The following is a 25,521-nucleotide window of genomic DNA, read 5'->3' as shown; positions in this document are numbered from 1 at the left end:
TATAGCTGGAAGTAATCCTTTCTCTAAATTTATCGCTTCCAAACGGAACTCATTTATTTGGAGATACCTTATAAAATGAAGTAGAGTACTCAAAAGAAAAGCTAGTTGGGTGGGGGAGTTGGCTGATCTATTAGGACAGTGGGGCTTATACCCGGCCTTCAGTGATCGAGTACTCTCAATGATAGGTATCGAGGTCCACTGGGCTATACTGCAGTACGTTCTGGGCTTGAGCTTCCTATCATTCATAGCCTACCTAATATACATCAAGACTAATAATGAAAAGTGGGAGAAGATCGCCTACACGCTCTTCAAGGGATTCGTAATAGTCTTCGCCGTCGGCGCCGCAACTGGCACAGCGAGCGAGTTCGGACTAGTACTACTCTGGCCCAACCTAACCGAGGCGGCTGGTAGATACGTGTACTTCCCACTATACGCTGAGGTATTCGCATTCCTAATGGAGGTAGTATTCATTTACCTCACCTTCTACGGATGGCGGAAGTTTAGCAGAGGCGTACTAGCAATACTACTCCTGTTCTCGTTCATTGGTCCATGGTACAGCGCTGCAATGATAGTCAGCGTCAACAGCTACATGGTAGCTCCCACAGGCATAGTTCCAGCCTACGATCCCAACACGGGCGCCTGGCTATACGATCAAGGCTATCCCAAGTTGACACTCGCGGTTCCCAACGATCTTGTACCAGCTCTGAACCTAACGACGTTGCAAGCCCTCCACGTGACGGTAAAGGATACTACAGGTGACGCGGTATTAGTCGAAATGCCTGTGAGAATTGTTCAGCGCCTCGCCTACGAATCCTGGGCAGGGTATAAGGTTAAAGATAGCATTCTTGCCCTTGTAGCCAACAAGACTACCGTACAGGCTCACCCCGAGATCCTAGATATGCAGGTTAAGGATATAGTTGACAAGGTCCTAGCAAAGACCGTGGAGATTGTTGGGCCAACCATGGTTGCCTTCAAGAGCCCAGTCTATGCTGCGAGTATTCTACACGTCCTCGGGTCCGCGTTAACAGTCAGCGCGTTTACACTGATGGGCGCCTACGCCATGAGGATTAGGAGATACAATAGTGCATCTAAAGAGTACAAGGAGTACATAGATACAGCCTTCAAATATGCGGCGGTATCAGCCCTCATTATAATCATAGTGCAGGGCCTGGTCTTCGGCCACGAAATGGGCAGGGCGGTAGCAGAGTACAACCCGGAGAAGTTTGCTGCCGTGGAGGCTACGACTGACCAGATAACTCCGGTTACAAAGTACCTACCTGGCTCCGAGAAGTTAGTCGCCCTACTAGCATATGGCGACCCCAACGCTCCATTACCAAACTACGATCAGATTCCAAATGACTACTGCGTCTGCCAGGCGACTGCCCAGCAAGACTCGGCTAGGATAGGCTCCTGTAAGCCCCCACTAATAATACACTACCTCTACTACACCAAGATAACATTAGCTATTCTCCTCGGACTCTACTCTCTAATAATCGTCTACTACGTCTGGAGGAAGGGACCCGCTGGAACCCCTGGATGGCTACTTGCACTCGGACCCGTAGCGATAATCGTGGTGCAACTAGTGAGCTACCTAGGCTGGGCGGTTAGGGAGATCGGTAGGAAGCCATGGACCATCTATGGTGTAATGACGTCAGATGTAGCCCATACAGCGAATCCTGCAAGCACGGGAGTTGTCGCCCTCGTAGCGGTGTTCTTCCTCGCAATACTGGCGGCTTTAGGGTACAGCGTGTACAAGTTCCTCTGGCTCCCTGGTAGGCCCGAGGAGGTGAGCTAGCCATGTTGTGGACAGTATTCTGGCTTGCATTATCCTTCTCCTTCCACATAGTAATGGTAAACCTAGGCATATTCCTAGCACTATACGTCCCATACCTGAAGTGGAAGGCTGACAAGGAGGGCGATCAGGCGAAAGACAGGGTGGCTTACAAGCTGATGAGGTTCTACGCGGCAACCTACGGTGTCGCCGGCGTATTCGCAACGATCTTCACCGTATTCCTCCTCAGCTTCTACCCACACTTCCTTGGCCTAGCCGGCAACATCACCCTTATACCATTCGGATTAGCAATATTAATGATAGTGCTACACTTCTTCTCGATCACCGGATTCTACTATGGATGGTATAGGTGGAGCAGACCCGCACACTACACGTTTGGATTCCTCCTAGCACTGTCGGGGATACTCATACCATTCGGGTTCAGATCGGTATTCGCCTTCCTCAACATACCAATGGGCCTAGAACTCTCAGGTGGAAAACTACACCTCAATGTATCAGAGGCGCTACACAACCCAACATTCTGGCCACTCTACATCAAGAGCCTAACCGCCGCGATAACAGCGGGATCTCTCGCCGTGATAGGAGGCTTGGCATTTTCCTATGCCCGATCTAACGATGCAGACTATAAGAAGGCTATCGGCGAGGTGGTGAAGCAGCTCGCCCCCGTAGCCGCTGTAGGTCTAGTATTAATGCTGGTATTCGGGCTCTGGTACGCCCTCAGCCTAGAGAACATACCCTACAAGTTCAACAATGTATTCGCTAGGTTCGGCTGGAAGGCCGGAGATGGGACGATACACTATGATGTCAGCTGGCTATTCGCCCTGAAAATGATATTCTTCCTGGCACAGGTCTACGTGATCTCAGTAGCATACAAGCACCTCCGGGCCGGAGTAATCCCTGAAAACAAGGTCAACCTGCTCTTCTGGGGCGGAATAATAGCGCTTACCACCGTTGCACTCGGCGAGCTACTCAACGCCTTCAGCCAATACCCATACTTCATAGCATGCCTAGGAAGCCCCGAGCCATGCCAGGACATACTAGCTCAAATACCCCAGGACCAGCTGCCTAGGTTAGCATCTATACTAACCCTAGAAAACTACAACACCCTCGCAACTATCAAGAGCGTAGAGATCATCACAAGCCTATTCATGGCGTTCCTACTAGCGATGACCTTCTACTTCTTCTACGGGGTATTCGTGAAGGAGGAGAGGAGTCCCGCCCACTAAATAATTAAGCTTTTTTCCACAATCTCTCCCTCATTATAAATAATTTATCCTTAAATCGGGGCAACACCTCGCGTGATTACTTGAGGGACCCTGCATTGGCCTTGCGGGGAAACTGTTGAGAGGGTGAGGACTACAATTATCAGGATCTATGTATTGAGAGGCTCCAACTCCAGCCCCTGGGAGGGTGATTGTAGGAGCCCGCCTAGCATACTAGTTGAGGCTGGTTCAATATTCCTCTACAACTCTGGTAGGAATTATAGGAGCCTGTTAAATCATGCATCCCTATTAAGAATGAATCTTTCAACTCTTGATTTCGGAGTTCTAAGCGGGTGGTACAGGGGTAGCTATGAGGGTTTCTCGGCGTTAGCTGTGGTGAAAAACTACATTCCAATATATGCTCCTCCAGGCCAATATCATAGGCTGGAAAGGCTTGGATTCAAAGTAATACCTGTATCTCGTCCAACCCGCCCTAGCAAGGATATACATGTAATCCCGGTTGGATGCGGAGGTGGCTCCTGTAGGGCTCTCCTAGTAGTGGTAGAGTCTCATAGAGGATCTATAATTCTAGTGAGCTACGATAAGCCATTAAACATTGACCTTGAGAATTTAACTCGATATTCTGGCATGAAGCCCCTGATCTTAATTGCAGGTTTTCCTATCAATAAGGATTTAGCCTCGAGTATTATCGAGGAGATTAAGGGGTATCTATGCCTCGTAGGATGCGTTGATGAAGAGGTTATTGAGGGCTTGATAAAGAGATTTCCAGGTAGGGTTTGTAAGGCATACCCTGGAGCCAGCATACTTGTAGCCTAGGGGGGAGGGTAGAGGAGTTGAGGATAGCGGTAATTGCGAGGACAGCGTATGGGGCTAAGAACGCTTTTGGACCTATTATATCAGCTATAATAAAAGAGCATAGCCTAGACATCCCTATAAAAGTCGTGGAGGAGAACCCTCTCTCCTCAGCAGCGGAGTTCAAAGCCAAGGGGTACGAGCCTATCATACTCTATGGGGTCTCCAGCCCTCTTTACCTGGAGTTGAGAAGCGAGATTAGAAGAGCTTCACGCCTATACACTGTGATAGCCGGTGGCCCCCACGCTGAAGGAGCGTATTGGCACCTTTTACGTGATGGGGCATGGGCTGCCGTTGTCGGTGATGGGGAGAATGCTATAGCTGGACTCGTTGAAGCCCTTAAGAGGGGTGACGGTCCGGGAGAGGCTCCGAATGTAGCTTACAGAGAGGGGGACAAATTCAGGGTATCTAGGATCGAACACATTAATCTAGACGATTATGATCCCTATGTCGAATCCTTCAACCTATATCCTCCGATAGAGCTGATGAGGGGTTGCTGGTATAGGTGCAAATTCTGCCAAGTACCCTGGCTCTACAAGGCTAGGGTGAGATACAGGAGCCTCGAGAATGCACTCCGTATTTCCAGAGAGTACGTGAGGGCGGGCTACACGAGGGTACGCTTTATTCTCCCCATAGGGTTCTCTTATCTCAGTGATGGTAGGGAGCCTAATGTTGAAGCTATCGAGGAGCTGCTTTTAGGGGTTAGGAGGGTGGGAGGAATACCTTTTCTAGGCTCATTCCCCAGTGAAACGAGGCCCGAGTTCATTAATAGAGATGTTCTGGAAGCTGTTAAGAAGTACGCCGGTAACAGGAGGGTAGCGGTAGGGCTCCAGTCGGGGTCGGATAGGCTGTTAGAGCTGGTGGGTAGAGGACATACGGTTGCCGAGGCCGTTGAGAAAATAGAACTTGTATTGAAGGTTGGACTCCAACCCGTTGTTGACATCCTCTTCTCGCTGCCCGGCGAGGAGGAAGAAGACGTTATACAAACGATACGAGTAATGGAGGAGTTAGCAGGTAAGCATGTGAGATTGAGACTACACACATTCCTCCCCCTACCAGGCACCCCCTTTGCAAGGGCTAGGCCAAAACCAGTACATCCACTTTACAGGAGGACTATTAGGCGTCTATTGGGCAAGGGGGTATTGGAGGGTCACTGGGAGTGGCAGGAGGAGATAGCTCCTAAAATATACTGTCTTACAGCATTAGACCCCAAGCCAAGCCCAGATCCCGAGCCTTTACCTGGGGATATAGAGTACTGTTCTCGACTCTAACCGTCTATACTCTCTTATTATATCGAGTAGAAGATGGTTTATAATGAACTAGAATTTGACTTATGTGATTCAAGGGAACTGCATGTAAGAATGAAGGGTTTAAGAATAGATTGATTTATACGGGTCAAACCGGTGGTATCATGTCTCTCTCCGAAAAGCTGGATAGATACTTCAAGATATCCGAGAGGGGCTCTAGCATCAGAGTAGAGATATTAGCAGGCCTCACAACCTTCATGACGATGGCATACATACTCCTAGTCAATCCCGCCATACTGGGAGACAGCGGTGTCCCACCTGAAGGAGTAGTCACGGCTACCGCTCTATCATCAGCACTAGCCACGTTAATGATGGGGCTCTACGCCAACGCTCCATTCGCTCTAGCCCCGGGTATGGGGCTAAACGCCTACTTCGCGTATAGCGTTGTACCCTTCATTGCCGCCGTGCTCGCCGCTAAGGGGATAAACGGGGTAGAGCCGTGGAAGATAGCATTAGCCGCTGTACTAGTCGAGGGAGTTGTCTTCATAATACTTTCACTGGTTAAGGCTAGAGAGGCGGTTGCAAACGCCATCCCGCCAGGGCTCAAATACAGCATCGCCGCCGGTATCGGCTTGTTCCTCACACTCATAGGCTTCGAGAATGCAGGCCTAATAGTGTCGAACCCAGCCACATTCATAGGATTCAATATAGGTGCCTTCACACAGAAGGGTCCCCTCATAGCCCTAACATTCATACTAGTCGCAGGCATACTTATGGCGTTGAGGGTCCCTGGAGCCCTCCTCATCTCGATAATACTCGCCGCAATAACGAGCTGGGCCCTGAAAGTCTCCCCTCCACCAGAAGGCATAGTATCAGCCCCCAGCTTCAGCGCAGCATTACAATTAGACCTCCACTGCCTCCTAGACCTAGGAATAGCTACTGCTACAGCAATAGTATTCACCTTCTTCATGGTAGACTTCTTCGACACTCTAGGCACAGTAACCGGGCTCTCCGCAGTGGCAGGGCTAATGGACGAGAAGGGGAAGGTAAAAGGAATAGGCCGCATGCTGCTAACAGATGCCACGGGGACAACTATTGGAGCACTACTCGGAACAAGCACTGTTACAACCTATATTGAGAGCGCGGCGGGAGTAGAGGAGGGGGGTAGAACGGGTCTCACAGCGGTAGTTGTCGGCCTACTCTTCCTTCTAGGCCTCTTCTTCGCCCCAATATTCACCGCGACGCCAAAATACGCTACAGCCCCCGCCCTAGTTATAGTGGGCCTCCTCATGGCCCAGTCTATTAACAGGATAAACCTCAAGGACCCAACCGAGGCGATCCCAGCATTCCTCACAATAGCCGGGATACCTTTCACATTCAGCATAGCAGATGGCATGGCCCTAGGGTTCATAAGCTATGTGGTGTTGAAGCTGGCGACGGGGAGATGGAAGGAGCTTAACTGGATCCTGGTGCTGATTGCAGTAATATTCCTCGCATACTTCCTCAGCCTTCCGCATATACAGGCTCAAGCTCTAGGCTAATCCAATTATCTATAAAATATTTTTTATAATAATATAGTATAACTATCTGTCCTACTTTTAAAATATCCGATCTCAATCCGATCCCCACTAATGACGAGCGTTGCCCCTTATAGGATGGAGGCTAACGACAATCATATTATTATTTATAATAATTCCATAAATTATACTCGTTAATACAGGTGCTGGAGCATACACGGTGAATCAAGAAGTAAGGCTTAGAGGTCCAAAGATCCAACTCAAGCATATAGCAAATAGACCAGATTATAAGCTAGAGGTAGATCAATCGAGGAGCAGGCTAGACAAGAATAACAGCAACAAAGCAGACGATCTCGAAGCAAAAGCAGGCAACTTGCCCCCTAACCAGTCTCGGAGTAATAGTGCTATTCGATACATACCCCACTATGGATGATGGAGACGCTAAGATAGGAGCACCCTACTTGAGCGGAATGGCTCCAAATGCCTATCTTGGAGGGGCCATCGTGTGATTCCCTCACAGTCTCCTCTAATCCACCGCCTGTTCCGGAGCCAGGAATGCTCCCCGTAATCGTGGTATCCTCCCTTGTAGCTCTATTGTTGTGGAGGTTCTCTAGACTTTAATCCCCCTACCTCTCTTTTAGTGGCGAGGATGGGTATGTAGCCTGTCAGGGCATAAATTATGACCGCGTAGATTGTTACCTGTGATATAATATTCATTACCTGTCCACGGGGTAGCAGGGCTAGGATTAGAAGCGTGATTATCCTCCCCGCATCATAGAGCGAGATATGGGATCGATTAGCCTTCGACTCGCCTCCCCGACTCAGTGGGCGCCTATAGTAGGGGATGGGCAGGATCGATGCGGTTAGCAGGATGAACAGTATTAGTGGGTTGGGAAGCCTGCCCGCTAGGAGGGAGAGAACTATTACTAGGGAGTGAGCTATTAGTGGGAGCCCGTAGAAGTATTCGCGGCCAGGGACCCTCCTGTATACCAGTCTATAGTAGGCCCAGGGAACTAGTATCATGGCGTAGACAGTGTAGGGTACTAGGAGTGATCCGGGGGTGGATAATAGGAGTACTATGGGAACGACTACTTGATTATACCTGTCCACGCTCCTGTCCAGCATGAATCCCTCCCTTGTGGGACCCTCTATCCTCGCAGCTATCCCGTCAAGGGCGTCTAGGATGTAGGCTGCTAGGAGGAGTCTAACAGCTAGGATATCGTAGGACGTGGAGGTGTAGAGTGCTACTGATAGTGTTGATACGGCTGCTGATGATAGTGTTATGAGGTCGGCGAATCTAACCTTCAACGGGTGAGCACCATGCTGAGCAGTATTATCATCAACCGGTGAGCCGTCCTACAACGCTCCTCTTATAGTCGTCGATAGCCTGTATCTTCTCCGGGTCCCTACCTAGGAGCTCGGCTAGCCTAACGCTCGCCAACCCCGCAACCAGGGCGGCGTATAGTATTCCACCCAGCCTAGACTCCCCTATTATGTCGGCGAATTCTAGGACCTTTACAGGGCCTAGAACCGAGTAGGCTCTCGTTACGTGTTCTTTAATGAGGTTGCAGAGCCTACCACCTCCCATATCAATATAGAGGGTGTAGTAGTGGCCCCTGCTATGGCTCCAGCGGGCAATCCTATTATGGGCTGCCTCAGGGAATATCTCTAGGAGGCCGGGGTGCTTCGCGTTCTCGGCCAGCTCGGTTATCCACCTCTCAGCTACGAAGCCATAGGTTCCGCAGGATGCCACTATTGGAATGTAGGGGTCCCCATTATTGTAGAGGTTCTCAGCCACCTCCCCCGCTATATTGGAGGCTGTCTTAGTGTTAAGCACGCTGCTAGCACGCTGTATCTCTCCTTCCAACCCTCTTCCACCTATCAGGGCGGCTAATCCCCCTGCGAGAGATGCGAGGGAGGAGCGTGGGAAGCCGTCCTTCTCCACCTCTACAACCTTACCATTCATTGATAGGAGCCGTGCCAGCGTGCTGTTCTCACCAGCTACTCCTGCTACCTCTATATGGCGTTTCAGTGCTTGTTTAATGCATGATACCGTCTCGTAGGTTTCGCCTGAGTAGCTGACTCCGAGGACTAGATCATTGCTTGAGGCGAAGGATGGCAGGGTATCACTCCTCTCAACTATATACGGCTTATCCTCAAGGAGGGGCTTGATAGCGTATAGTGAGAAGCCCGAGCCTCCCATACCGCAGCCTATTATCGTCCTCTTAGACTCGAGGTCTAGGGGCTCATCTAATCCTTCGAGGCCAGCCTTATAGGTTTCTACTAGCTTGAGGGGCCATTCGAGATACTGGTCTCTAATATATTTGGCCATATTCCTCACCTTCTCAGCCATCCAGGATAAACTGCTACAGACCGAGTATAGTGTGTTAGTTCGGGGGGATAATTAATTAAGACCGGATAGAAAAGAGTCTTTACAGAACCGTCAAAGACGTGCCATGGAGTGAGGAGGGTAGGTGTAGAGCGTGGAGGCTCTCATAACACTGCTAACGATTATCCTTGTTAGCATTATAATCAATAAGTTTGCAACCGCGGCCCTCCAGAGAACGGGCCTGCCCAGGGATGTGGCCAGCTTCCAGGCTCAAAGCGCATTCTCGGGCGTCGGCTTCACGACGAGCGAGTCGGAATACGTTGTCAACCACCCGGTTAGAAGGCGGATAATCAGGCTGCTGATCCTAATGGGGAGCGCTGGCGTCTCCGGCGTCATCGCTACTCTTATCCTAACATTCGTAGGCCAGACAAGGGAGGGAGCTATAGTCAGGCTCGTCTACCTCTCAATAGGACTCCTACTACTCTACATCTTCGCCTCGAGCAGAAGGTTGATAAAGTAATTGGCAGAGTTATCGAGTGGGCGCTTGACCACTTTACAAGCATAAGAGTGGTGGACTATGAAGCACTGCTCGGCGTTGGCCACGGCTATACAGTCGCATCGCTCAAAGTCTCTAGGGACAGCTGGCTCGCCGGTAAAACATTGAAGGAAGCCAGGCTTAGGCAGGAAGGCGTGGTAGTCCTTGGAATATACAGGAGAACTAAGAAAGGGGAAACCATATACTTGGGAGCCCCGGGCCCAGACACCGTCATACGAGAGGGAGATGAGCTCGTAGTATATGGTCACGAGGAGACTATAGCAAACCTATCCGAACGACTAAAGGGGGTCAAGGGAGACCTAGACCACATAAAGATGGTTGAAGCACACATAGCCCGCAAGAAGGAAGAGGAAGCCAAAGAGTTAATCAGCTAATACACCTAGCAAAACCAAGCAACGATTAAGAACACGAGTAATGTATGGATCGCTTCATGGATCCCGTAGACTCTCACAGAGACCCGCTCATACACTCCTACCAAGTATAATGAAAGCCTAGCCACAACATCCAAAACAAGCAGGAAAGCGGCACCCCTGCAATACTGGTAGAGGCCCACAGTAGACGAGAGCACCGCGGATGCTCCGAGAACAACTGGAACCAGGAGGCGACCGTATTCTCCGGTAACCCTTGCACTAGCAATAGAGACTGTTAGCATCGTGTAGGCTATTGGGAATAAGGAGAGAACGGGACTCATAGAGGATAGGGCAATCCCTCCGCCCAGCCCAGCAACTAGGGGTCCCCCCGCCAGTATCAGCCTCAGCCCCTTAGACTTTAGCGCTACTATTAGAAGAGCGAGGGCAACGATCGAATAATAGATCGATGAAGGCCATGTAGAATAAATTACCGGCAAATAAAGAATGACAGCTGGGGCAACACGCTTCAACCTCCCAATACCAGGCGGGGCATTCATAGCGAGTGCAGTTAAAGGTACACCTATAATCGAAGCCAATATAGCTAGCCACTCGTTTAATCCTAGAACCTCCCTCGTCTTAACCAATACAAGCACTCCATAAACTACACTGGCAAGCCAAACGCCGAGAACGCCGCCCTCCCTTGGAATATAACTCTTAACTGCTGGGGTGCCGGCAGATGTTTGCTTGTTCCCGCCCAAGGACTCTACCCATGATGGTTTAACAAGGAGATCCGGGCTCCATGAAATACGTTTCTTCTATAGTCCACCAGTAGGTTGTTGTACAGTTAATTCATGGTGCGGGGGGTGGGATTTGAACCCACGCAGGCCTACGCCATCGGGTCCTGAGCCCGACCCCTTTGACCAGGCTCGGGCACCCCCGCACCCGTCCTTCAATCATATCATTACTAGCGGGTTTTTATTATTGCCCTCGTTGAACGCCGGTAGAGTGGTGGTGTCTGGTGTCGGGTTACTGTGAGGCTGATAGGGTAGGGGAGGCTATATCTGTTAGGGTTGAGAGTCTAGAGGACCTTGTTAGGCTCGCCAGCAGCCTTGCTAGCAGGATGGTTGTAATGCCAATATACAGGTATAGGATTGAGGGTGGGGCGGTCTACTTCCTACAGATGATGTATAAGGACTACTACAGGTGCCATGGTCTCCCAGTCATATACTATTATGTGAGCAAGGATGCAGAGAGAGAGTCTAAGAGCGCGAAGTACATTATAGCGAGGGCTGACGAGTCAGGTGAGAAGATCGAGCTAACAGATAGGGTAAGGCCTGGCTGGATAGCTGTGCCGATCATAAACCTGGCGGAGAAGCCCGTCTACGTGCCCGTAGAAGCCTGAGCCTCTCCAGCCTCTAATCCTCCCAGTACGAATTCTGCAAGCGAGTATGCGAGTCCCTTCCCCTGGGACTTCTCCAACAGCCTCCTCCCTATCAGGGTGATCTGGTAAATCTTGTAGGTGCCTCTAGCATACACCTTCTCTATGAGCCCGAGCTCCTCGAGGCAGTGGAATGAAGCCAGAACCCTGTATCTAGGCTCACCCGTTAACGCTACAACATCTCCCGGGGCGAGGGTCCCTCTAGCAGCCAGTATCTCCAGTATCCTCTCAGCCAGTCCCGGCAACTCGAACGCACCCGGTTCAAGGATTAGACTCTCGGAGAATTGTTCATGGGGTTGCCCCAGTGTTACCCATGGCCCACCCTAGAAGCTAATAGTTGCCTTCAGTTAATTGGAGTACGGGGCAAGGTAATGGGTCTAAGGAGGAAGCCGGCATGGATGTATAGGAGCAAGATCATGGTAAGGAGCAGGTGCATCCTGCCGAGGGGGGACGCGATCCTCTTACAGCGGGAGAGGAACGGCGTATACAGCGTACCTGGTGGGAGAGTGGAGTTCCTGGAGAGCCTACCATTCACTGTAGTGAGGGAAATGAGGGAGGAGGCTGGATTGGAGGTTGAGCCCCTTAGGCTAGTGTATGTGGTGGAGAGTCTTAGTGAGAGGAAGAAGGGGCCGAGGCACGAGATCCTCTTCTACTTCCTCTGCCAGGGGGAGGGTGAGCCTAGGAGGAGCTACGCCACTATATCCTTCGAGTGGAGGAACCCGGTTGAGGTGGCTGACAACTTCTGGCCGGCCGGGATGGCGGAGATAATAGCCCAGGATATACCCGACTTTAACAGGTTCGCCTATATCTCCTATATAGACGAGCGCCTCTCATTCATCAACACTTTCACGAGCCCTCCAAGATGCATATCAATAACTGGTAAAATGCCCGAGCACCTCAGCCGCGATACAGGGGGTGTGGATACGGAGTGAATAGGAGACTAGCTGCGGTCCTCCTAACCCTCCTAGTCGTTGGAGTCCTCCCCACCGTATCAGCCTCTACAACAACCCAGTCAGCAACACCTCAGAGACTACCCCTTTATAATGCAACTATGAAGCCCCTCCCGCAGGATCTGCCATGGTACTTTATAGTTGTAATCGGGGACGATAGGCCAGAGTTCGTCTCATGGGTTCAACTCCCAGAAGTATTCGTAGACTCCATAAAAGAGATATCCATGATCAACCCTCAAGCCCTCATAGGACTAGGAGACCATGTTAGCCAGGGCAGCGAGCGCCAGTACAAGGAGTTCTATAAAGTCATGATCTCATCCCACATAATAAACCAAATGTACGTTGTTGGAAACCACGACGTCAGCTATGGGAGAAAAGCCTACAAGTTCTGGAGAGAGTACATGGGGCCCTACCCGATAATATATGATGGAATACCAGGGTGGAGGATAGCGCTCCTCTCAACGGAGACAGGCTTCGATGAATGGAACAACAGCCTGGCAAGGACCTACTCGGGACTAGATGGGAGGAAGGTCATCCTCTGCTTCCACAGGCCTGTAAAACCCTACATCGGCCACAACCTCCAAGACGATAGTCCAGCCATGGCCAACACGCTCCTAGACTACATTAGGAGGCATGATGATACGCCGCTCGTACTACAATCCCACTGGCACGGCTGGGCCGAGTACAAGGAGAACAATACAGTATGGCTGATCGATGGTAGCCTAGGAGCCCCACTATACAAGACAGACCACTGCCAGGCAGGCGCGACCTGCCTCTCAACATACGTTTACCTAGTCCTCATACTCTACCCCGACGGCAACTACAAGTACATCCCAGTAAAGGCTGGAAACGGCTCCGGTAGCCTAGAAGTCGAGAGGCTCAATGAATCCACTGTACTGGTAGAAAATACTAAGGTTAATGTTTACGGCGAGCCAGTAAGCCTCCCTGTCAGGGTCGAGTTCAACTTGACCTCTAAGGGGCATAATTATACAGTCGACATAGTCACATTTGCACCAGCAGGTGGAAAAGAGATTATCCAAATAGTGGAGGGACCCTCCGGCCCAGTTATAGAGACCAATGCAACATCCCCCAACTCATACATCTACATAATGGGCTCCGAGACCGGAGAGGAGATAGCGGTGTATCAGGGCAGCATAAACGGCCTCAGCCTCTCACAGTGGATCGGAGAATCAGCTGTGCCCGCCTCCTCGCAGACTCCAGGTCCAGAAAACACTACTGGTCTAACTGGTAGCAGCGTATCGCATAGAAGTACTTCATCAGCCCTTTATGCGGGAGCGGTCATCATAATACTAGCGGTACTAGTGGCAGTAGCCTACTTGGTGAGGAGGTAGTCTGTTTCAAGCAGATCCCTATTCCTCCTGGTAAACTCGATTTTCTCCTCTCCCTCCCCAGCCCCCAATACTAGGTAGTCTCTCCTATCGAGCCCAAGGAGCCGACTAGTCCTCGTTGCAACGGCCCCCTTAACTTCAACGTGGACCCAGCCCATAACAACCGCTCCAGGCCCCATTCGGGAGGCCTCAGCAACCCTCAAGGCTGCGACACTGTCCTTGAAGGACTGTGCAAGAAGGAGCCCTCTCAACGGGATCCTAGCCATGGGCCCCTGCTTAGGGAACAGGCTGGATACTAGAACTTCATACTCTCGCACCAGTATACTTGGATCCGGGATCCCCTCATATCCTTCGGGAATCCTCCCAGTACGGGCTACCATGTTAGCAATATTTCTCGGGGGCATCACCCCTATTATCCTGGCCCCGCATTCTCGAGCTGTCTCGAGCATAGGCCTATACTTGTAGAGGTCGAAGCCCTCTGGGCCCTTCTCATACTCTCTAGCTAAGTCCTCGAACGAGATCTTCCCCATAAGCCAGGAATCCACAAGCTCCTGTTGCTCTACATTAAAATATTCCACTCCAAGGAATGACAGCCTCCCCCTAGCACACAGGTTTGTTAGGAGGCCTGCAACCTCACGTATAAGCCACTCCCTCTCATGTACCTCGCCTATGAAATATAGGTGGCTGGGGTGCCCAACAATCTCAGCCCTAGGAACAATCCTGAACGAGTAAGCATCAAGGTATACAGGGCCTGCACGACTGCTCACTTGTGGTTCACCTTTCACCATAAAAGCACAATACCGTGGACCACTATGTAACCTATAAGCGATGATAAAGAGGTGTATAGACTTGGAGGCTGAGAGAAGAGACTTGGAGGACGAGGAAAAGGAAGACGAGATAAAGGAGGCGAAGGAGCTGGAAATAGTACTCACTGCGGTATCCAGCTTCATAAAAGAAATACAGGAACCCCTAGCACGCCTCCTAGAAACCCTCATACAGCCTGTCAGGGGCGACAAGCTCGGCGAGGAGATAGCAGAGCTATATAAGAAGCTGAAGGAGAGCGGTATGCCAGAGGATCTAGCACAGAAAATGACCCTAGAATATTTCGAGAGGAGAACAAAGATACTAGAAAGCCTAGGCAACCTGGGGCAGCTATTCTCGAAAGCCCAGACCACCTGGAGTTGGATGAGTGAGAAAAAGCACCAGCATAAAGGAAGCGCTGGAGCCGGGGAAGGGGAGAGGGACGAGGGCTAACAATATTGCCATCCAGCCTCGACGAGAGGCTATCAAGGATCGAATTGATGCTCTCGGAGATCATCGACCGCCTCGTCGAATTAGAGATGCGGCTTAGAGCTAGCGAGGAGGCCGTTATCGCTGGAGAGCTAATTGGGGTGGCAAACCTACCAGCATATCGGGCCCTTGAGGCGGCGAGAATAGTGGTTAGACTAGCTAGGATCATAGGCGGTATAGACGAGATAACGAGGGCAATAATTGAAGCACTCGCCGCCAAGGGACCCCAAACCCTTAGGGGACTGGAGAGGGAAGTGAGGAGGATAAGGGGGAAAGCATCGAGGAGGAAGATCTCAGAGCGAGTACGCTTGCTTGAGGAGATTGGGGTTGTAGAAGTTGAGAGGAGGCCGAACCGTAGCATTGTGAGGCTGAAGAGTGTTGAGGAGAGCCCTGAAGATGGCTAAGGTCATAGGTTATTCTCTCCTACTCTTCGTGAGAGCCTTTTTCTTCGTCTCGTGGCTGAAGCTCCACCTCTTCTTGATAAGGAAGAAGAATAGCTCAATGTTTAAAAAGAGTATAAAGGACCTGCCTCCCGAGCTCCAAAGTAGGCTGGCCAGGGAATACGATAATAGGTTGAGGAAGGCGTTAAGTCTAAGCGTGACTGGCTTTGTCAAGAGGGCACGGGGAAGCTAAGCCAATAGCCCTTGCGCTACTACTAGCGGGATTCGGCGCCCTATTCAAGATTCTCGGCGGCGTACTCTATGGTTCAAGAGCAGTACTCATCGATGGAGCAACATGTATAGGGAACTTGCTTGCTGGCATAGCCCTCTACAAGGGGGTGAAGGAATCCCTCAGGCCACCGGATGAAGACCACCCCTATGGTCATAGTCGGCTCGTCCTCCACGGGGTCCTTCTAGTACAGGTGACCTATGCTTTCATAGCTGGCTTTAGCGCCGCAATACTATACTACTCCTTCATTGCGAGCTATGAGGTGGGGGCTGAGGCCCCAGTGTATGCTCTAATAGGGACCCTCTTCTACGCTGGCTCGATAATTATATCGAGGAGGCAGGGGTATGCGGGAACCGTTTTCGCAGGGTTCACTTACACAGAGATATTGGAGGGCGTCGTTACCATCGCTGCCAGCTATACTGCTCATCTCTATGGTAGACTGTACGATCTGGCAGGCGGGGTCCTAATCCTCTCCTACCTAGTCTACGAGATAATAAGTGAATCGTGGAGGCTAGGGTTGATGATGAGCGACTACGTGGATCCAACCGTTACCCGAGAGGTGAGGAGGCTGCTCGATGAGAGGGGGTTCAATGTGAAGGATTTGAGGATCCGCACTATCGTCCCGGGACACTATCATGGAGACGCTGTAGTCACAGCGGGGGGAATGCCCTACGAGGTGGCGGATCTCCTCGTCGATGAGGCCACCCACATCGCTAGAGAAAAGTATAACGTCGACCTAGTAGTTCATATTGATGTGGAGGACAAGCCTAATAGGCGTGGATCTCAATGATATCCCCATCCATTAGGACATGGTCCCCTCCAACCCTCTGCCCAGGATACTTAGCGCTAGGCCCCCACACCTTGGCATAGCGGAATCGTTTAACCAGATCCTTATGGATCCGCCTGGCAGCCTCTATGACAGTCGCTCCCTTCTCTAGGATCAGCGGGTCGGGGTCCGGCTCCTTATTGGGCTGCTTAGTATACACTCTAATTATTTCTAGGATATTGAATAATACCTCCCCCAGCTTATCAAGCCCTTCACCAGTAGCCGTGCTCACAACCAGCACGGGCACGTCTGGGGGAGCAGCCTTAACCGCCTCCCCAGCCTTCTCGCGTGAACCCTTAACGTCAGACTTATTCAATATTATGACTGCTGGCTTGTAGACTCTCGTTGTGAATATAGCGTCTTCCACATCGTCAAGGGTAACGTCGCCCTCAATCTCAACGACTGCATTATAGATCCTATACTGGCTGAGCAGCCTGCGCAGGTCGTCCTCCGTGAACCCAATCATCCTCCCATGCCCGGTGATCTTGACCCCGTTAACGCTCCTATCCCTCCTTATCCTAACCAGCCCCCTGGACTTAGTTATCACAACTCCTCTCTCAGAGAGGAACTCTATGAGTCTAACAAGCGTCCTCGCAGGGTCTGGGTTGTCTAAGCCTATAACTAGTGCCACTGCGTTGGCATTCCTAGCCAGCCCTATAACCCTATTATTGATGGGGCTGCTCGGCTGGTCTAGGAGGAGCGGTGGGGTATCGACTAGCTGGAACTGGATATCCTTGTAGTCCAGCATTCCCGGTGTGGGCTGCTGGGTTGAGAAGGGATACGGTGCTATCTCGGGGTTTGCATTTGTAACCCGGGCGAGCAGGCTGCTCTTGCCAGAGTTGGGCGGCCCTAATAGGACTACTTGCCCCGCTCCAGCCCTCTCAATGAATATGCGCGGCCCTCCCCCTCCTCTCCGAGCCCTCCTCGCTTCAGCCTCCTCCCTCAGCTCGGCGAGTCTCCTCCGAGCCCACAGCCTGATATTCTCGGTACCCTTATGCTTGGGTACGGCTGAGAGGAATTCTTCTAGCGCCCGAATCTTCTCCTCCGGCGTCTTAGCTTCACTGTACTTTGCCAGCTTCGCTTTAGCCTCCGGTGGTAGGTTTGCCGGCACGCACCCTTCCCCTTTATACATAGAACCATAGCCTGGAGTCTATTATAGTGTTGGAGTATAGGAGATCCTCTGCTATGCCGGTTGACTTACTCTTCCAATGCAGCCCTCTGGGCTGAATCCCTTCCTCTCCGCCGCCCTAACGCAGATCCTTGGGAGAGCATCCTCCACGGGAGCCTCTATTAGGATGTCGGGCTCGATCGGGGAGTAGATCTCCCCCACATTGACTATTATCACCCTTCCGCCCTTCCTCTTCACAATCTCCGGTATAATGTTTGCTGGGGAGACGTATAGGCTGCTCCCAGCTACAAGTATGGCGTCACTCCTCCTAGCAAGCTGGAAGGCCTCCATGAGCTCCCTCTCCGGTAGAGGCTCTCCAAAAAATACGACGTCTGGCTTTAGGACTCCACCGCAGTAGGGGCACCGGGGGACCCTCTGAAGCCTAGCCATCTCAACAGCCTCCTCGAGGGGGACCCTTCTCCCACACTCGACGCATACAGCATACTCCAAGCTCCCATGGAGTTCTATTACCCTCCTGCTTCCAGCCCTCTGGTGCAGGCCATCAATATTCTGCGTGATGATCGCTTTAAGCACCTCATTCTTTTCTAGCCAAGCTAAGCTGTAATGGGCTGGGTTCGGTTCAACGCTCTTCAGCGAGTCGTATAACTCGAGGAAGACCCTCCATGTACTCATGGGGTCTGACATGAAGTAGGATATATCGAACAGCTCTGGAGGGACCCTCCTCCAGAGCCCCTTGGGACCCCTAAAGTCTGGAATACCGCTAGGAGTCGATACTCCAGCACCTGTTAATGCAATAGCGTGCTTAGCCCCCGCGAGTATCCTTGCCGCATTCTCGATCAACTCCAGTATACTATCCATTCAGCCCGCCCACCATTGCCAATCTATAATTTCTTTATGGGTTAAATTGGCGTTGATGATCAACGGGTAGTACCCTGTTGTTACCACCCCATACTCCCCATTCTCTCTTGTACATAGATATTGAGTTATGGGTGGATTTTGATGGGAGAGGATGAGATCGTAGTCGAGTACTCTGACGACAAGTATGCTAAGGCTAAGACGCTGTCACAGGCCTTTCTAAGGAAGGGATTAAGGGTTAGGTTCAAGAAGGTTAACGGTAAAGGTGTCCTCTTGTTTAGGATTAACAAGCTCTTCTATAGTGAGTCTGATTACTCATATCTTGTAGCTAGGCTTGTAAATAGTGATCAGCAGAGGGAGCGGCGATAGCTTTCAATAAGCTCTTCGACCGTGTCTCCCCTCCTGTAGAGGACGGGGGCTACGCAGACCCTTACTCCTCCTCCAATGGTTGCGAATAGCCCTCCCCTCTGTATTGTGACTGCGCATTTCCTTGCCGCTTCAACGGCCTCGTCCCTGCTGCAATCTCCTATCTCTACCCTGCAGTGTTTGAAGCCATCACTGATAACCTTGGATAGAGAGGGGATGTTATGGTGTCCTAGGAGGGTGTCTATGCATATTGGTAGTATGTAGTAGGAGATGGGCTTCGCGAGGGCTCTAGCCCTCTGTATCTCCGCGTCCATCCCGGTGCTCAGGGGGATGTATACTCCCTCTGCCAGGCCAGTCTCCTTGGAGTGCTCCTTGTCTACAATTATGGCTGTGGTAACCGCTATTATATGGTCGCTCTGCGACACGTAGGCGTAGTCCCTTTCTTCTATCTGGGCCTTGATTAGATCGTGTAGTTGGCTCGCCAGCATACCCTTTAACGCTCCCTCACTTCTAGGCGAGTCTAGGTAAAGGTTGTGGACAAGTATGTCTACCTGTATATTGTGGTAGTGTTCATCGCCGTAGATCACCACCATCTCCGGGTCGAGGAGGCTAACGCTACCGCCCTCGCTGTAGGGGTAGATGCTGTGGTCTGAACAGTATTCTCGGAGATTGTCCTCGCTGAAGGGCCACCTATTCCAAGAGTCCACGAAGAGAGAATGTACGACTGGGTAATCCTTATCCACATTCAACTCCTCCCTAGCTTCTGGCCATGATCGACCGAGACCCTCTTTAGGGACATACTCGAGCACCTTCCCCAGCTTATCATAGTGGATCTCATCGATCGTGGTGGGTTCGAAGAGGACTAGGTCTTGCTCGGTTCTTCTCAATGCTTCTTTGAAGGCCTCGATAGCCTGGACTAGAGAGATATCCCTCACTGGCCTATCACCGACAGCGACATAGAGGGATCTAACCTGTGTGATGGGGTGGGAGACATAGGCTGTAACAGGCTTTGAGTCAACCAGGTACTCTCCTCTGGTCTTGAGAACCCTTTCTAGGAGCTTCACGAACTCTCTCGCAGGATGCTTCACCCCGTAAGTGTATATTGAAGTGCCGGGTTTAATGCTGTCAACTATCCCTAGAATATTGGAGTCTGCCGCCCTCCATGTTAGGTAGAGGACAGGGTCTATACTGTAGGGTGAGGCTGGGAGCCCGCTGCACCCCTTCGTGCCTAGTATCCTGCTGCTAGCGTCTAAAGCCATCGCTCTAAGCGCGTCGAAGTAGTCGTCTACAAGGTATATGATTGAAGCCTCCCTTCCGAGGGAGAGGAGCTCGCTTATAACAGGGTTGGCCGCGATCATCCTCCTGCTCATGTATGTTAGGTGGGCGAAGACAATAGCCTTCCTGCACCCCCTGGCATGTATCCTCTCTCTTACCCTCTCCACACCCCTCTTGAAAGCGCTAATCGCAGCCGGACGGGAGGTTAGCATCATAGCGATCAGCTGCTCTATGTCCTTGCACTTATTCTTAGAACCGTACTCTTCTTCGAGGAGGTCTTCGAAATGGTATACGCAGGCGGAGTCGCTGATGTTGAGCCTCTTGTTTTTCACGCAATTATAGATCTCCTTCAATCCTATCCCTGGCGTTCCGGCTATAATTACGACTTTCTCGGCATCATACTTCTCGCTCAACCCGTGGCTCCCAGGCAAATATGGGAGGCATTCCTTCTAATCAACTTATCACCTGGCTAGCAATGGGGGGTACGGGGACTACCTATTAAAACACTGCCTAGCTTATTGGAGGGTAGGATGGGTGGCGATGGGTAAGACTGTATCCGTAGTGCTGGAGTATGGAAAGTGTAGCTGGGGCGCCTGCTACTTCTGCGGTTGGGGTAAGCGGACTGCTAAGACCAGTCTAGACCAGCTGAGGGCTAAGTATCTCAGCGCCCTTTCACGCCACAGGGATATAGAGAGGGTCAAGCTCTTCTCCTCGGGCAGCATGGTTGACCCTCGCCAGTTCCCTCTAGACTTTACACGCTGGCTCATAGAGGAGGCGAGGAATAGAGGAGTAAGAGAGATCATAGTAGAGGCTAAGACTGATGATGTCACGCGGGAGAATTTAGAGAAGATAATAGTCGACGGCATAAAGATCACAATTGCCATAGGATTGGAGGTGGCCGACGACATCATCCTGTACAGGTACTATCGGAAGAACACTGGGGTAAAGGACTACATAAGAGCCGCGAGGCTCCTGAGGAAAGAGGGATTTGGGCTGCGAAGCTACATCCTAGTAAACGGGCACCCTATAATCTACCATAACCTCGAAGTTCAAGAAGTGCTGCTGGAAAGGACGATCGAGATAGCATCCGACTACAGCGACTCAATGGTTGTAATAAACGCCTATCCACACAGAGATACTAGGCTACTCCTAGACTGGCTCGAGGGAAGATGGAAGCCGCTGGACGAGCGCCAGTTCAAAGGGCTCGTTGAGAGGGTTATTGGGAGGCTTGGCGGCGAGAGAGTAAACGATAACCTATACATCTACAACAATGTGCCGGTTGAGGTTGATCACAGCAACTTCGCCTTCGTCCCCAAGATACCGAGGAGACTGTGGACTAGGATAAAAGGGGTTGGGAGAGATATACTTCTACACCCCCACTTCGAGGTATGGCAGGACTACTTCACCCGATTCTACAGGCCCCCCAATGGTAAGGACTACGCACTACTCCTTCCATGCAGTTATAGGAAGCCCTACAAGAGGAGCAGGACTCACAGAGCGATATTATCCGCGATCAGCGGGTATCCATGGTTCAAGAGGCTACACCTCATAGTCGTCTCAACGCCGGGCGTAATCCCATGGGAGTTCCATGACAGGTATCCCTTCACACACTACGACTGGCCAGAGTGGATGGAGACCGAGGAGGTGAAGAAGGACTACATAGAGATAACAAAGGAGAGGGTAAAGGCCTATCTCAGGGCTCACGCTGATAAATACAAGCTTTTCTTCGCATACTTCCACCTTGAATCAGAGACTCTTGAAGCCATAAAGGAGGCTTTCAAGGAGCTGGGGCTCGAGGATAAGCTAGTAGTTGTTCTTGACGAGGAAACCTACAGGCGGATAAAGGAAGAGATCGGTAAAGAGAGGGTTGGAAGCAGCGTGGTGAGGCACCCTCTAGCGCTGGGGAAGCTTAGGGAGACCCTCGCGAAGTACCTGGGAGGGGAATGGAATACAATAGCTGGGAGGACTAGTCTAGAATCTGGGGCCGGCGTGTGAGTTAAACCTCCGACCCCGACACTCCATATATGGGGAGGCCCTGCGAAGACGACGCCGGCCCCGATCCAACAATAATTATTGTTCAAGCCGCCCTACACCCGTTGGAAAGGGGATAGGAATCAAGGGCTGAAGCAGTAACTGTAGGGTTTGAGGGAGGCCGGCGGGATGCTCAAGAAGATAGCCTACTACTCGGGGCTCGCCATAATAGCGTCTAGCTTCTCACTGCTAGGATCGGGAGCATACGGCCTCTACCTATACCTAGCAGGGAACGCCGCCCGAGAACTGTATCCTGCCTCGGTGATGACTATTTTCGGCGGCTTCTATATCATAGCGGGCTATCTGCTTACCAGGGCTGGTACAGAGCCGTTGAAGATGAGGGAGGCAGTAGCAGTCACTGTCCTCGTATGGCTCCTGGTTCCGGCTCTAGACGCCATCCCATTCGCTATTGCATTGAAAATCCCCTTCGTAGACTCGCTCTTCGAGTCAGTGAGTGGTTGGACTACTACCGGCTTAACAATACTCAGTGGACAGCCCAGCTCATGGCATCACGTGTATGTCCCCGAGGTCAGTGCCATCCCGGATACGCTTAAGGTTTGGAGAACTCTTATGCAGTGGGAGGGAGGCCTTGGAATAGTCATATTCACTATTGCACTCCTTGCCCCGCCTGGAGTCTCGGTAGCGATGCTCTACTTGGCGGAGGGTAAGTTCGAGAGGCTGGAGGCTAGCCTGAAGAGGAGCGCCATAAAAATGGGAGCCATCTACATCATACTAACAGTTATAGGGGCACTCCTCCTATTCCTGGCCGGAATGCCTGTTGGAGACGCTATACAGCATTCCATGACGGGGATAGCCACCGCAGGATTCTCAACCCACACGGAGAGCCTAGGATACTACTTAAACAATACCTGGGTTCTCGTAGCATCCGCGATAGTAATGTTCCTTGGAGCGGTGAGCTTTGCAGACCACTACGCAGTATTAACGGGGAAGTTCAGGAGCTTAAAGAATAGTATTGAACTGCATGCCCAGCTAGTCATACTCGCATTATCAGTACTTTTCTCCTACTACATCTGGTGGAGGGACCCCTCATTCCACCACACATTCCGACCCATACAGGTATGGTATCACGTGGTATCCGCTTTCGCCACGGCAGGGTTCCAGGCAGGCGACCTTCACAACACGAGTGAATCCTACAAGATCATATTGGCAATCCTGTCAATCATCGGTGGGAGTGCCTTCTCCACGGCTGGAGGGATAAAGGTCCTCAGGCTCCTAATATCGCTGAAGAGCATATCCTATGAGGCAGACCTAGTGGTTCACGCGAGGGGGTATATGCCGAGGAGGAGGCTTGGAAACTATACTCTAGACGAGGATCTAGTACGGAGGACGCTGGCAACAGTAACAGCATTCATACTGACATACACGTCCCTAGTAGTACTCATGGCGGCAGTCTACCCGGGAATGTATGATCTTGGAGATATCATGTTCGAGATAGCTAGTGCCATGGGAAACGTGGGATTAAGCGCTGGGATCTCAGCCGCAGCGGCGCCTGTTGGCGCAAAGCTCATACTGATAGCAGCAATGCTGCTGGGGAGGCTAGAAGTAGTCGCTTACATCGCTACTCTCCGCTTCGTGTTCAGGAGACGCTAGTTCATCCCTTCTCCGAGACTCAACTATCTTCCTCCTCACATGCTCCGGGAGGGCGAAGTCCTCCCTCCTCAAGCCGGTTGGCTCCCTGACAATCATACCTCGGCCATCGACGATGTCCACCTCATGCATTACTAGGCTGTGCGGGGTCTGCCTCATCTTCTCGACTAAAACGAACCTCCTCAGGATCCCGCCTTTTATCATCCTGCGGAACCTTACAATGCCATCGGCTACGTGCTCTACTCCCCAGCCGAAGGCCTGCGAGGTTGTTATTGCATACTGGCTTACCAGGTATGTCGTGAAGTCCCACTTGTAGAGGACTCTCTTCACTGCATAGCTGTACTTCCTCGCCATTGCAGGCTTGTCCAGCCAGAAGGCGCTCATCGAGTCTATTATTAGCCTGGCTCTACCATATCCTAGCTTCTTCTTAGCGGCTAAGATCTTCTCCACGAGCTCGTCCAGGTCTAGGTCGCTTAGGCTCCACTCGTCCTGCTTACCCCTCATAAGAGCATCTATGATTATCATTTTCCCAGAGTCTACAGCCCTTGCAAAGTCCATCCCAAACTGGAGTGCCTGCTTAATAATACTCTCCCTGCTCTCCTCCGTAGTCACGTATACTACCTTATCTCCTTCCAGGACACCCTGCCATGCGAAGTGGATGCTGAACACAGTCTTACCAGTCCCGGGCTCACCAACGACTGCCACGAAGAAGCCCCGTGGCACACCTCCACTGATTAACTCGTTGAAGCCCTCTACCCCCGTTTTAAGCCTCTCAATATAGACTCCAGGCAATCCCCTCATTCCCGTGAAATGAATGGATGCATTCCAGGACTGATATAGCTGAGGAGGATTACGGGCCTCCGGGTACCCCAGAGCTAGTCACAGCCTCAACGGGCTCCTCTACCGGGCACGACTCACCCCATCGGCCCATTGATTATAGTCTTCCTCCAAGAGCAATAATTAGGTATCCCTCGGAGTATTGGACTGGTTAGCCCCTGATCTTCTCCAGTATGTAGTCTAGTATGTTATCGAGGTCCTGCTCACTGTATCCCTCGAGGGGCTCGCTTAGGAAGGGGAGATAGTAAACCCTCTTGGTACCCGTGAGGCTCAATACATCTCTAACCAACACACTCCTCAATCCGCCAGAGCCTAGCAGGACTTCTACAGCCTTAGCCCACCTCTCACCATCTACCACCCCTACAACCCCCCTGCCTACCACGAGTACTATGTCGGAGCCGAGACTGCTCGGGGAGGGCGCGGCTATGTCACTGTTGGACTCGAAAACCACAAGTTCGTGGCCCGCGAGGATCCTACTCATGCATGTCTCAACCTCTCCGATAAACTCGTAGCCTATAACACGCTCAACGAATCCGCTATCAACGCGTAGAGGGTAGGGCATGAGTCTTCCAGCCGCCTCCACGAGGCTGGCAGTAATGCCTGCTGGGACAACATTCAATGCCTCCACGTTTACAAAGTGGAGCGTATCGACTCTCTCACCGCACCTGCTAATCCTTCCCAGGACGATCTCGTCCTCTCTACCAGAAACTAGCCTCCAATCCTTAAGGCTCGGGTCTACAGGGGCGTATACGACCGTCAATGGATTAAGTATCTCTGGCGCTATAGAGTCACCCGACGAGCTCGCGAGCTTGATAGCGTCCCCGCTTACTACTAGCCTCCTCCTCTTTATCTCGTCCAGTATCCAGGGAGACTCCCAGATGTTGACTCCAGCCACCGGCTTGACCGCTACTGCATCATAGCCCCTCTTCCTAAGAAGGCCTACGAGGCTAGCGGTGAAGGTGGTTTTACCAGAGCTAAACTCGTTATAGCCAACAACTAGGATGCTGGCCATAGATTATGCCTCCATGGGCT

At 51.5% G+C, this 25,521-nt stretch carries 27 protein-coding genes and 1 tRNA gene; 17 read left to right on the top strand and 11 right to left on the bottom strand.

Features of this window, described 5'->3' with window-relative positions:
* The first annotated feature begins 118 nt into the window (after window positions 1–118).
* The 5 genes from ACZ47H_RS04390 to ACZ47H_RS04370 all read left to right on the top strand — a co-directional run bounded on the left by ACZ47H_RS04390 (window position 119) and on the right by ACZ47H_RS04370 (window position 6,655).
* Window positions 119–1,795 (top strand): cytochrome ubiquinol oxidase subunit I, encoded by a 1,677-nt coding sequence (locus tag ACZ47H_RS04390; RefSeq protein ID WP_464932483.1) that lies wholly within the window; start codon window positions 119–121, stop codon window positions 1,793–1,795.
* Between the two features lie 2 nt (window positions 1,796–1,797).
* Window positions 1,798–3,018 carry a cytochrome ubiquinol oxidase subunit I gene (locus ACZ47H_RS04385; protein ID WP_464932482.1) on the top strand — a complete coding sequence of 407 codons (1,221 nt, stop codon included), beginning with the start codon at window positions 1,798–1,800 and terminating at the stop codon, window positions 3,016–3,018.
* A 123-nt stretch (window positions 3,019–3,141) separates the two neighbouring features.
* Window positions 3,142–3,831 (top strand): hypothetical protein, encoded by a 690-nt coding sequence (locus ACZ47H_RS04380; RefSeq protein ID WP_464932481.1) that lies wholly within the window; start codon window positions 3,142–3,144, stop codon window positions 3,829–3,831.
* 17 nt (window positions 3,832–3,848) lie between these two features.
* Window positions 3,849–5,138, top strand: coding sequence for a TIGR04013 family B12-binding domain/radical SAM domain-containing protein (locus ACZ47H_RS04375; RefSeq protein WP_464932480.1), 1,290 nt, complete (start codon window positions 3,849–3,851; stop codon window positions 5,136–5,138).
* Window positions 5,139–5,278: 140 nt separating this feature from the next.
* Window positions 5,279–6,655 carry an NCS2 family permease gene (locus tag ACZ47H_RS04370; protein WP_464932479.1) on the top strand — a complete coding sequence of 459 codons (1,377 nt, stop codon included), beginning with the start codon at window positions 5,279–5,281 and terminating at the stop codon, window positions 6,653–6,655.
* 567 nt (window positions 6,656–7,222) lie between these two features.
* Here the strand turns inward: ACZ47H_RS04370 and ACZ47H_RS04365 are convergent.
* Window positions 7,223–7,939 carry a CDP-alcohol phosphatidyltransferase family protein gene (locus ACZ47H_RS04365; protein WP_464932478.1) on the bottom strand — a complete coding sequence of 239 codons (717 nt, stop codon included), beginning with the start codon at window positions 7,937–7,939 and terminating at the stop codon, window positions 7,223–7,225.
* 31 nt (window positions 7,940–7,970) lie between these two features.
* Window positions 7,971–8,963, bottom strand: a complete 993-nt coding sequence (locus tag ACZ47H_RS04360; RefSeq protein ID WP_464932477.1) for an SIS domain-containing protein — start codon at window positions 8,961–8,963, stop codon at window positions 7,971–7,973.
* 151 nt (window positions 8,964–9,114) lie between these two features.
* Here ACZ47H_RS04360 and ACZ47H_RS04355 point away from each other — a divergent pair, with 151 nt between their 5' ends.
* A complete protein-coding gene (locus ACZ47H_RS04355; RefSeq protein ID WP_464932476.1) occupies window positions 9,115–9,480 on the top strand; it encodes a hypothetical protein in 366 nt (121 codons plus the stop codon).
* A gap of 50 nt (window positions 9,481–9,530) precedes the next feature.
* A complete protein-coding gene (locus tag ACZ47H_RS04350; RefSeq protein ID WP_464932475.1) occupies window positions 9,531–9,890 on the top strand; it encodes a potassium channel family protein in 360 nt (119 codons plus the stop codon).
* 5 nt (window positions 9,891–9,895) lie between these two features.
* Here the strand turns inward: ACZ47H_RS04350 and ACZ47H_RS04345 are convergent, their stop codons facing one another.
* Window positions 9,896–10,624: a hypothetical protein gene (locus ACZ47H_RS04345; RefSeq protein WP_464932474.1), complete on the bottom strand. Its 729-nt coding sequence runs from the start codon at window positions 10,622–10,624 to the stop codon at window positions 9,896–9,898.
* Between the two features lie 94 nt (window positions 10,625–10,718).
* A tRNA-Leu gene (locus ACZ47H_RS04340) sits at window positions 10,719–10,806 on the bottom strand.
* Between the two features lie 78 nt (window positions 10,807–10,884).
* On the opposite strand from ACZ47H_RS04340, the gene ACZ47H_RS04335 reads away from it, so the two are divergent.
* Window positions 10,885–11,268, top strand: coding sequence for a hypothetical protein (locus ACZ47H_RS04335; RefSeq protein ID WP_464932473.1), 384 nt, complete (start codon window positions 10,885–10,887; stop codon window positions 11,266–11,268).
* Here the strand turns inward: ACZ47H_RS04335 and ACZ47H_RS04330 are convergent.
* Window positions 11,247–11,549 (bottom strand): transcriptional regulator, encoded by a 303-nt coding sequence (locus ACZ47H_RS04330; RefSeq protein ID WP_464932472.1) that lies wholly within the window; start codon window positions 11,547–11,549, stop codon window positions 11,247–11,249. The two genes, ACZ47H_RS04335 and ACZ47H_RS04330, sit on opposite strands and share 22 nt — an antisense overlap.
* Before the next feature lie 126 nt (window positions 11,550–11,675).
* Between ACZ47H_RS04330 and ACZ47H_RS04325 the strand changes: the two genes are divergently transcribed.
* Entirely contained in the window at window positions 11,676–12,236 is a 561-nt protein-coding gene (locus ACZ47H_RS04325) for an NUDIX domain-containing protein (protein ID WP_464932471.1), read from the top strand.
* On the top strand, window positions 12,233–13,606 hold the full coding sequence (locus ACZ47H_RS04320) for a metallophosphoesterase family protein (RefSeq protein ID WP_464932470.1): 1,374 nt from the start codon (window positions 12,233–12,235) through the stop codon (window positions 13,604–13,606). The genes ACZ47H_RS04325 and ACZ47H_RS04320 overlap by 4 nt, the downstream gene beginning before the upstream one ends.
* Here the strand turns inward: ACZ47H_RS04320 and ACZ47H_RS04315 are convergent.
* Window positions 13,588–14,370 carry a ChaN family lipoprotein gene (locus tag ACZ47H_RS04315; RefSeq protein ID WP_464932469.1) on the bottom strand — a complete coding sequence of 261 codons (783 nt, stop codon included), beginning with the start codon at window positions 14,368–14,370 and terminating at the stop codon, window positions 13,588–13,590. The two genes, ACZ47H_RS04320 and ACZ47H_RS04315, sit on opposite strands and share 19 nt — an antisense overlap.
* An 82-nt stretch (window positions 14,371–14,452) precedes the next feature.
* Here ACZ47H_RS04315 and ACZ47H_RS04310 point away from each other — a divergent pair, with 82 nt between their 5' ends.
* From ACZ47H_RS04310 to ACZ47H_RS04295, 4 genes are read left to right on the top strand one after another with little or no spacing between them, the layout of a single operon-like run.
* A complete protein-coding gene (locus tag ACZ47H_RS04310; protein ID WP_464932468.1) occupies window positions 14,453–14,857 on the top strand; it encodes a hypothetical protein in 405 nt (134 codons plus the stop codon).
* A 5-nt stretch (window positions 14,858–14,862) separates the two neighbouring features.
* Window positions 14,863–15,297 (top strand): hypothetical protein, encoded by a 435-nt coding sequence (locus ACZ47H_RS04305; protein WP_464932467.1) that lies wholly within the window; start codon window positions 14,863–14,865, stop codon window positions 15,295–15,297.
* Window positions 15,272–15,526 (top strand): hypothetical protein, encoded by a 255-nt coding sequence (locus tag ACZ47H_RS04300; protein ID WP_464932466.1) that lies wholly within the window; start codon window positions 15,272–15,274, stop codon window positions 15,524–15,526. The genes ACZ47H_RS04305 and ACZ47H_RS04300 overlap by 26 nt, the downstream gene beginning before the upstream one ends.
* Complete coding sequence (locus ACZ47H_RS04295; protein ID WP_464932465.1) at window positions 15,501–16,352, top strand: cation efflux transmembrane domain-containing protein; 852 nt, start codon at window positions 15,501–15,503, stop codon at window positions 16,350–16,352. Before ACZ47H_RS04300 ends, ACZ47H_RS04295 begins: the two co-directional genes overlap by 26 nt.
* Here the strand turns inward: ACZ47H_RS04295 and ACZ47H_RS04290 are convergent.
* On the bottom strand, window positions 16,330–17,499 hold the full coding sequence (locus ACZ47H_RS04290) for an OBG GTPase family GTP-binding protein (RefSeq protein ID WP_464932464.1): 1,170 nt from the start codon (window positions 17,497–17,499) through the stop codon (window positions 16,330–16,332). The genes ACZ47H_RS04295 and ACZ47H_RS04290 overlap by 23 nt on opposite strands.
* A gap of 72 nt (window positions 17,500–17,571) precedes the next feature.
* The gene (locus ACZ47H_RS04285; RefSeq protein WP_464932463.1) at window positions 17,572–18,375 is read right to left on the bottom strand and encodes an NAD-dependent protein deacylase; all 804 of its coding nucleotides are present in this window, start codon (window positions 18,373–18,375) and stop codon (window positions 17,572–17,574) included.
* 141 nt (window positions 18,376–18,516) lie between these two features.
* Here ACZ47H_RS04285 and ACZ47H_RS04280 point away from each other — a divergent pair, with 141 nt between their 5' ends.
* Complete coding sequence (locus tag ACZ47H_RS04280) at window positions 18,517–18,741, top strand: hypothetical protein (RefSeq protein ID WP_464932462.1); 225 nt, start codon at window positions 18,517–18,519, stop codon at window positions 18,739–18,741.
* On the opposite strand, the gene ACZ47H_RS04275 is transcribed toward ACZ47H_RS04280, so the two are convergent.
* Window positions 18,720–20,426 (bottom strand): hypothetical protein, encoded by a 1,707-nt coding sequence (locus tag ACZ47H_RS04275; protein WP_464932461.1) that lies wholly within the window; start codon window positions 20,424–20,426, stop codon window positions 18,720–18,722. The genes ACZ47H_RS04280 and ACZ47H_RS04275 overlap by 22 nt on opposite strands.
* A gap of 127 nt (window positions 20,427–20,553) precedes the next feature.
* Here ACZ47H_RS04275 and ACZ47H_RS04270 point away from each other — a divergent pair, with 127 nt between their 5' ends.
* Together ACZ47H_RS04270 and ACZ47H_RS04265 are read left to right on the top strand one after the other, a co-directional pair.
* Window positions 20,554–22,008, top strand: coding sequence for a DUF5591 domain-containing protein (locus ACZ47H_RS04270; RefSeq protein WP_464933950.1), 1,455 nt, complete (start codon window positions 20,554–20,556; stop codon window positions 22,006–22,008).
* Between the two features lie 165 nt (window positions 22,009–22,173).
* Window positions 22,174–23,655, top strand: coding sequence for a TrkH family potassium uptake protein (locus ACZ47H_RS04265; RefSeq protein WP_464932460.1), 1,482 nt, complete (start codon window positions 22,174–22,176; stop codon window positions 23,653–23,655).
* On the opposite strand, the gene ACZ47H_RS04260 is transcribed toward ACZ47H_RS04265, so the two are convergent.
* Together ACZ47H_RS04260 and ACZ47H_RS04255 are read right to left on the bottom strand one after the other, a co-directional pair.
* Window positions 23,602–24,453, bottom strand: coding sequence for a KaiC domain-containing protein (locus ACZ47H_RS04260; protein ID WP_464932459.1), 852 nt, complete (start codon window positions 24,451–24,453; stop codon window positions 23,602–23,604). The two genes, ACZ47H_RS04265 and ACZ47H_RS04260, sit on opposite strands and share 54 nt — an antisense overlap.
* Window positions 24,454–24,640: 187 nt before the next feature.
* The gene (locus tag ACZ47H_RS04255; protein ID WP_464932458.1) at window positions 24,641–25,501 is read right to left on the bottom strand and encodes a hypothetical protein; all 861 of its coding nucleotides are present in this window, start codon (window positions 25,499–25,501) and stop codon (window positions 24,641–24,643) included.
* Window positions 25,502–25,521 lie beyond the last annotated feature (20 nt).

The organism is Thermodiscus maritimus (assembly GCF_055382595.1).
This window is presented reverse-complemented; position numbering and strand designations above follow the sequence as displayed.

Excerpts from the sequence above, each read along its gene's own strand:
- ACZ47H_RS04385 (WP_464932482.1), top strand. The coding sequence starts at position 1,798 with ATGTTGTGGACAGTATTCTGGCTTGCATTATCCTTCTCCTTCCACATA.
- ACZ47H_RS04370 (WP_464932479.1), top strand. The coding sequence starts at position 5,279 with ATGTCTCTCTCCGAAAAGCTGGATAGATACTTCAAGATATCCGAGAGG.
- ACZ47H_RS04360 (WP_464932477.1), bottom strand. The coding sequence starts at position 8,963 with ATGGCCAAATATATTAGAGACCAGTATCTCGAATGGCCCCTCAAGCTA.
- ACZ47H_RS04325 (WP_464932471.1), top strand. The coding sequence starts at position 11,676 with ATGGGTCTAAGGAGGAAGCCGGCATGGATGTATAGGAGCAAGATCATG.
- ACZ47H_RS04285 (WP_464932463.1), bottom strand. The coding sequence starts at position 18,375 with ATGGATAGTATACTGGAGTTGATCGAGAATGCGGCAAGGATACTCGCG.
- ACZ47H_RS04280 (WP_464932462.1), top strand. The coding sequence starts at position 18,517 with ATGGGAGAGGATGAGATCGTAGTCGAGTACTCTGACGACAAGTATGCT.
- ACZ47H_RS04270 (WP_464933950.1), top strand. The coding sequence starts at position 20,554 with ATGGGTAAGACTGTATCCGTAGTGCTGGAGTATGGAAAGTGTAGCTGG.
- ACZ47H_RS04265 (WP_464932460.1), top strand. The coding sequence starts at position 22,174 with ATGCTCAAGAAGATAGCCTACTACTCGGGGCTCGCCATAATAGCGTCT.
- ACZ47H_RS04260 (WP_464932459.1), bottom strand. The coding sequence starts at position 24,453 with ATGAGGGGATTGCCTGGAGTCTATATTGAGAGGCTTAAAACGGGGGTA.
- ACZ47H_RS04255 (WP_464932458.1), bottom strand. The coding sequence starts at position 25,501 with ATGGCCAGCATCCTAGTTGTTGGCTATAACGAGTTTAGCTCTGGTAAA.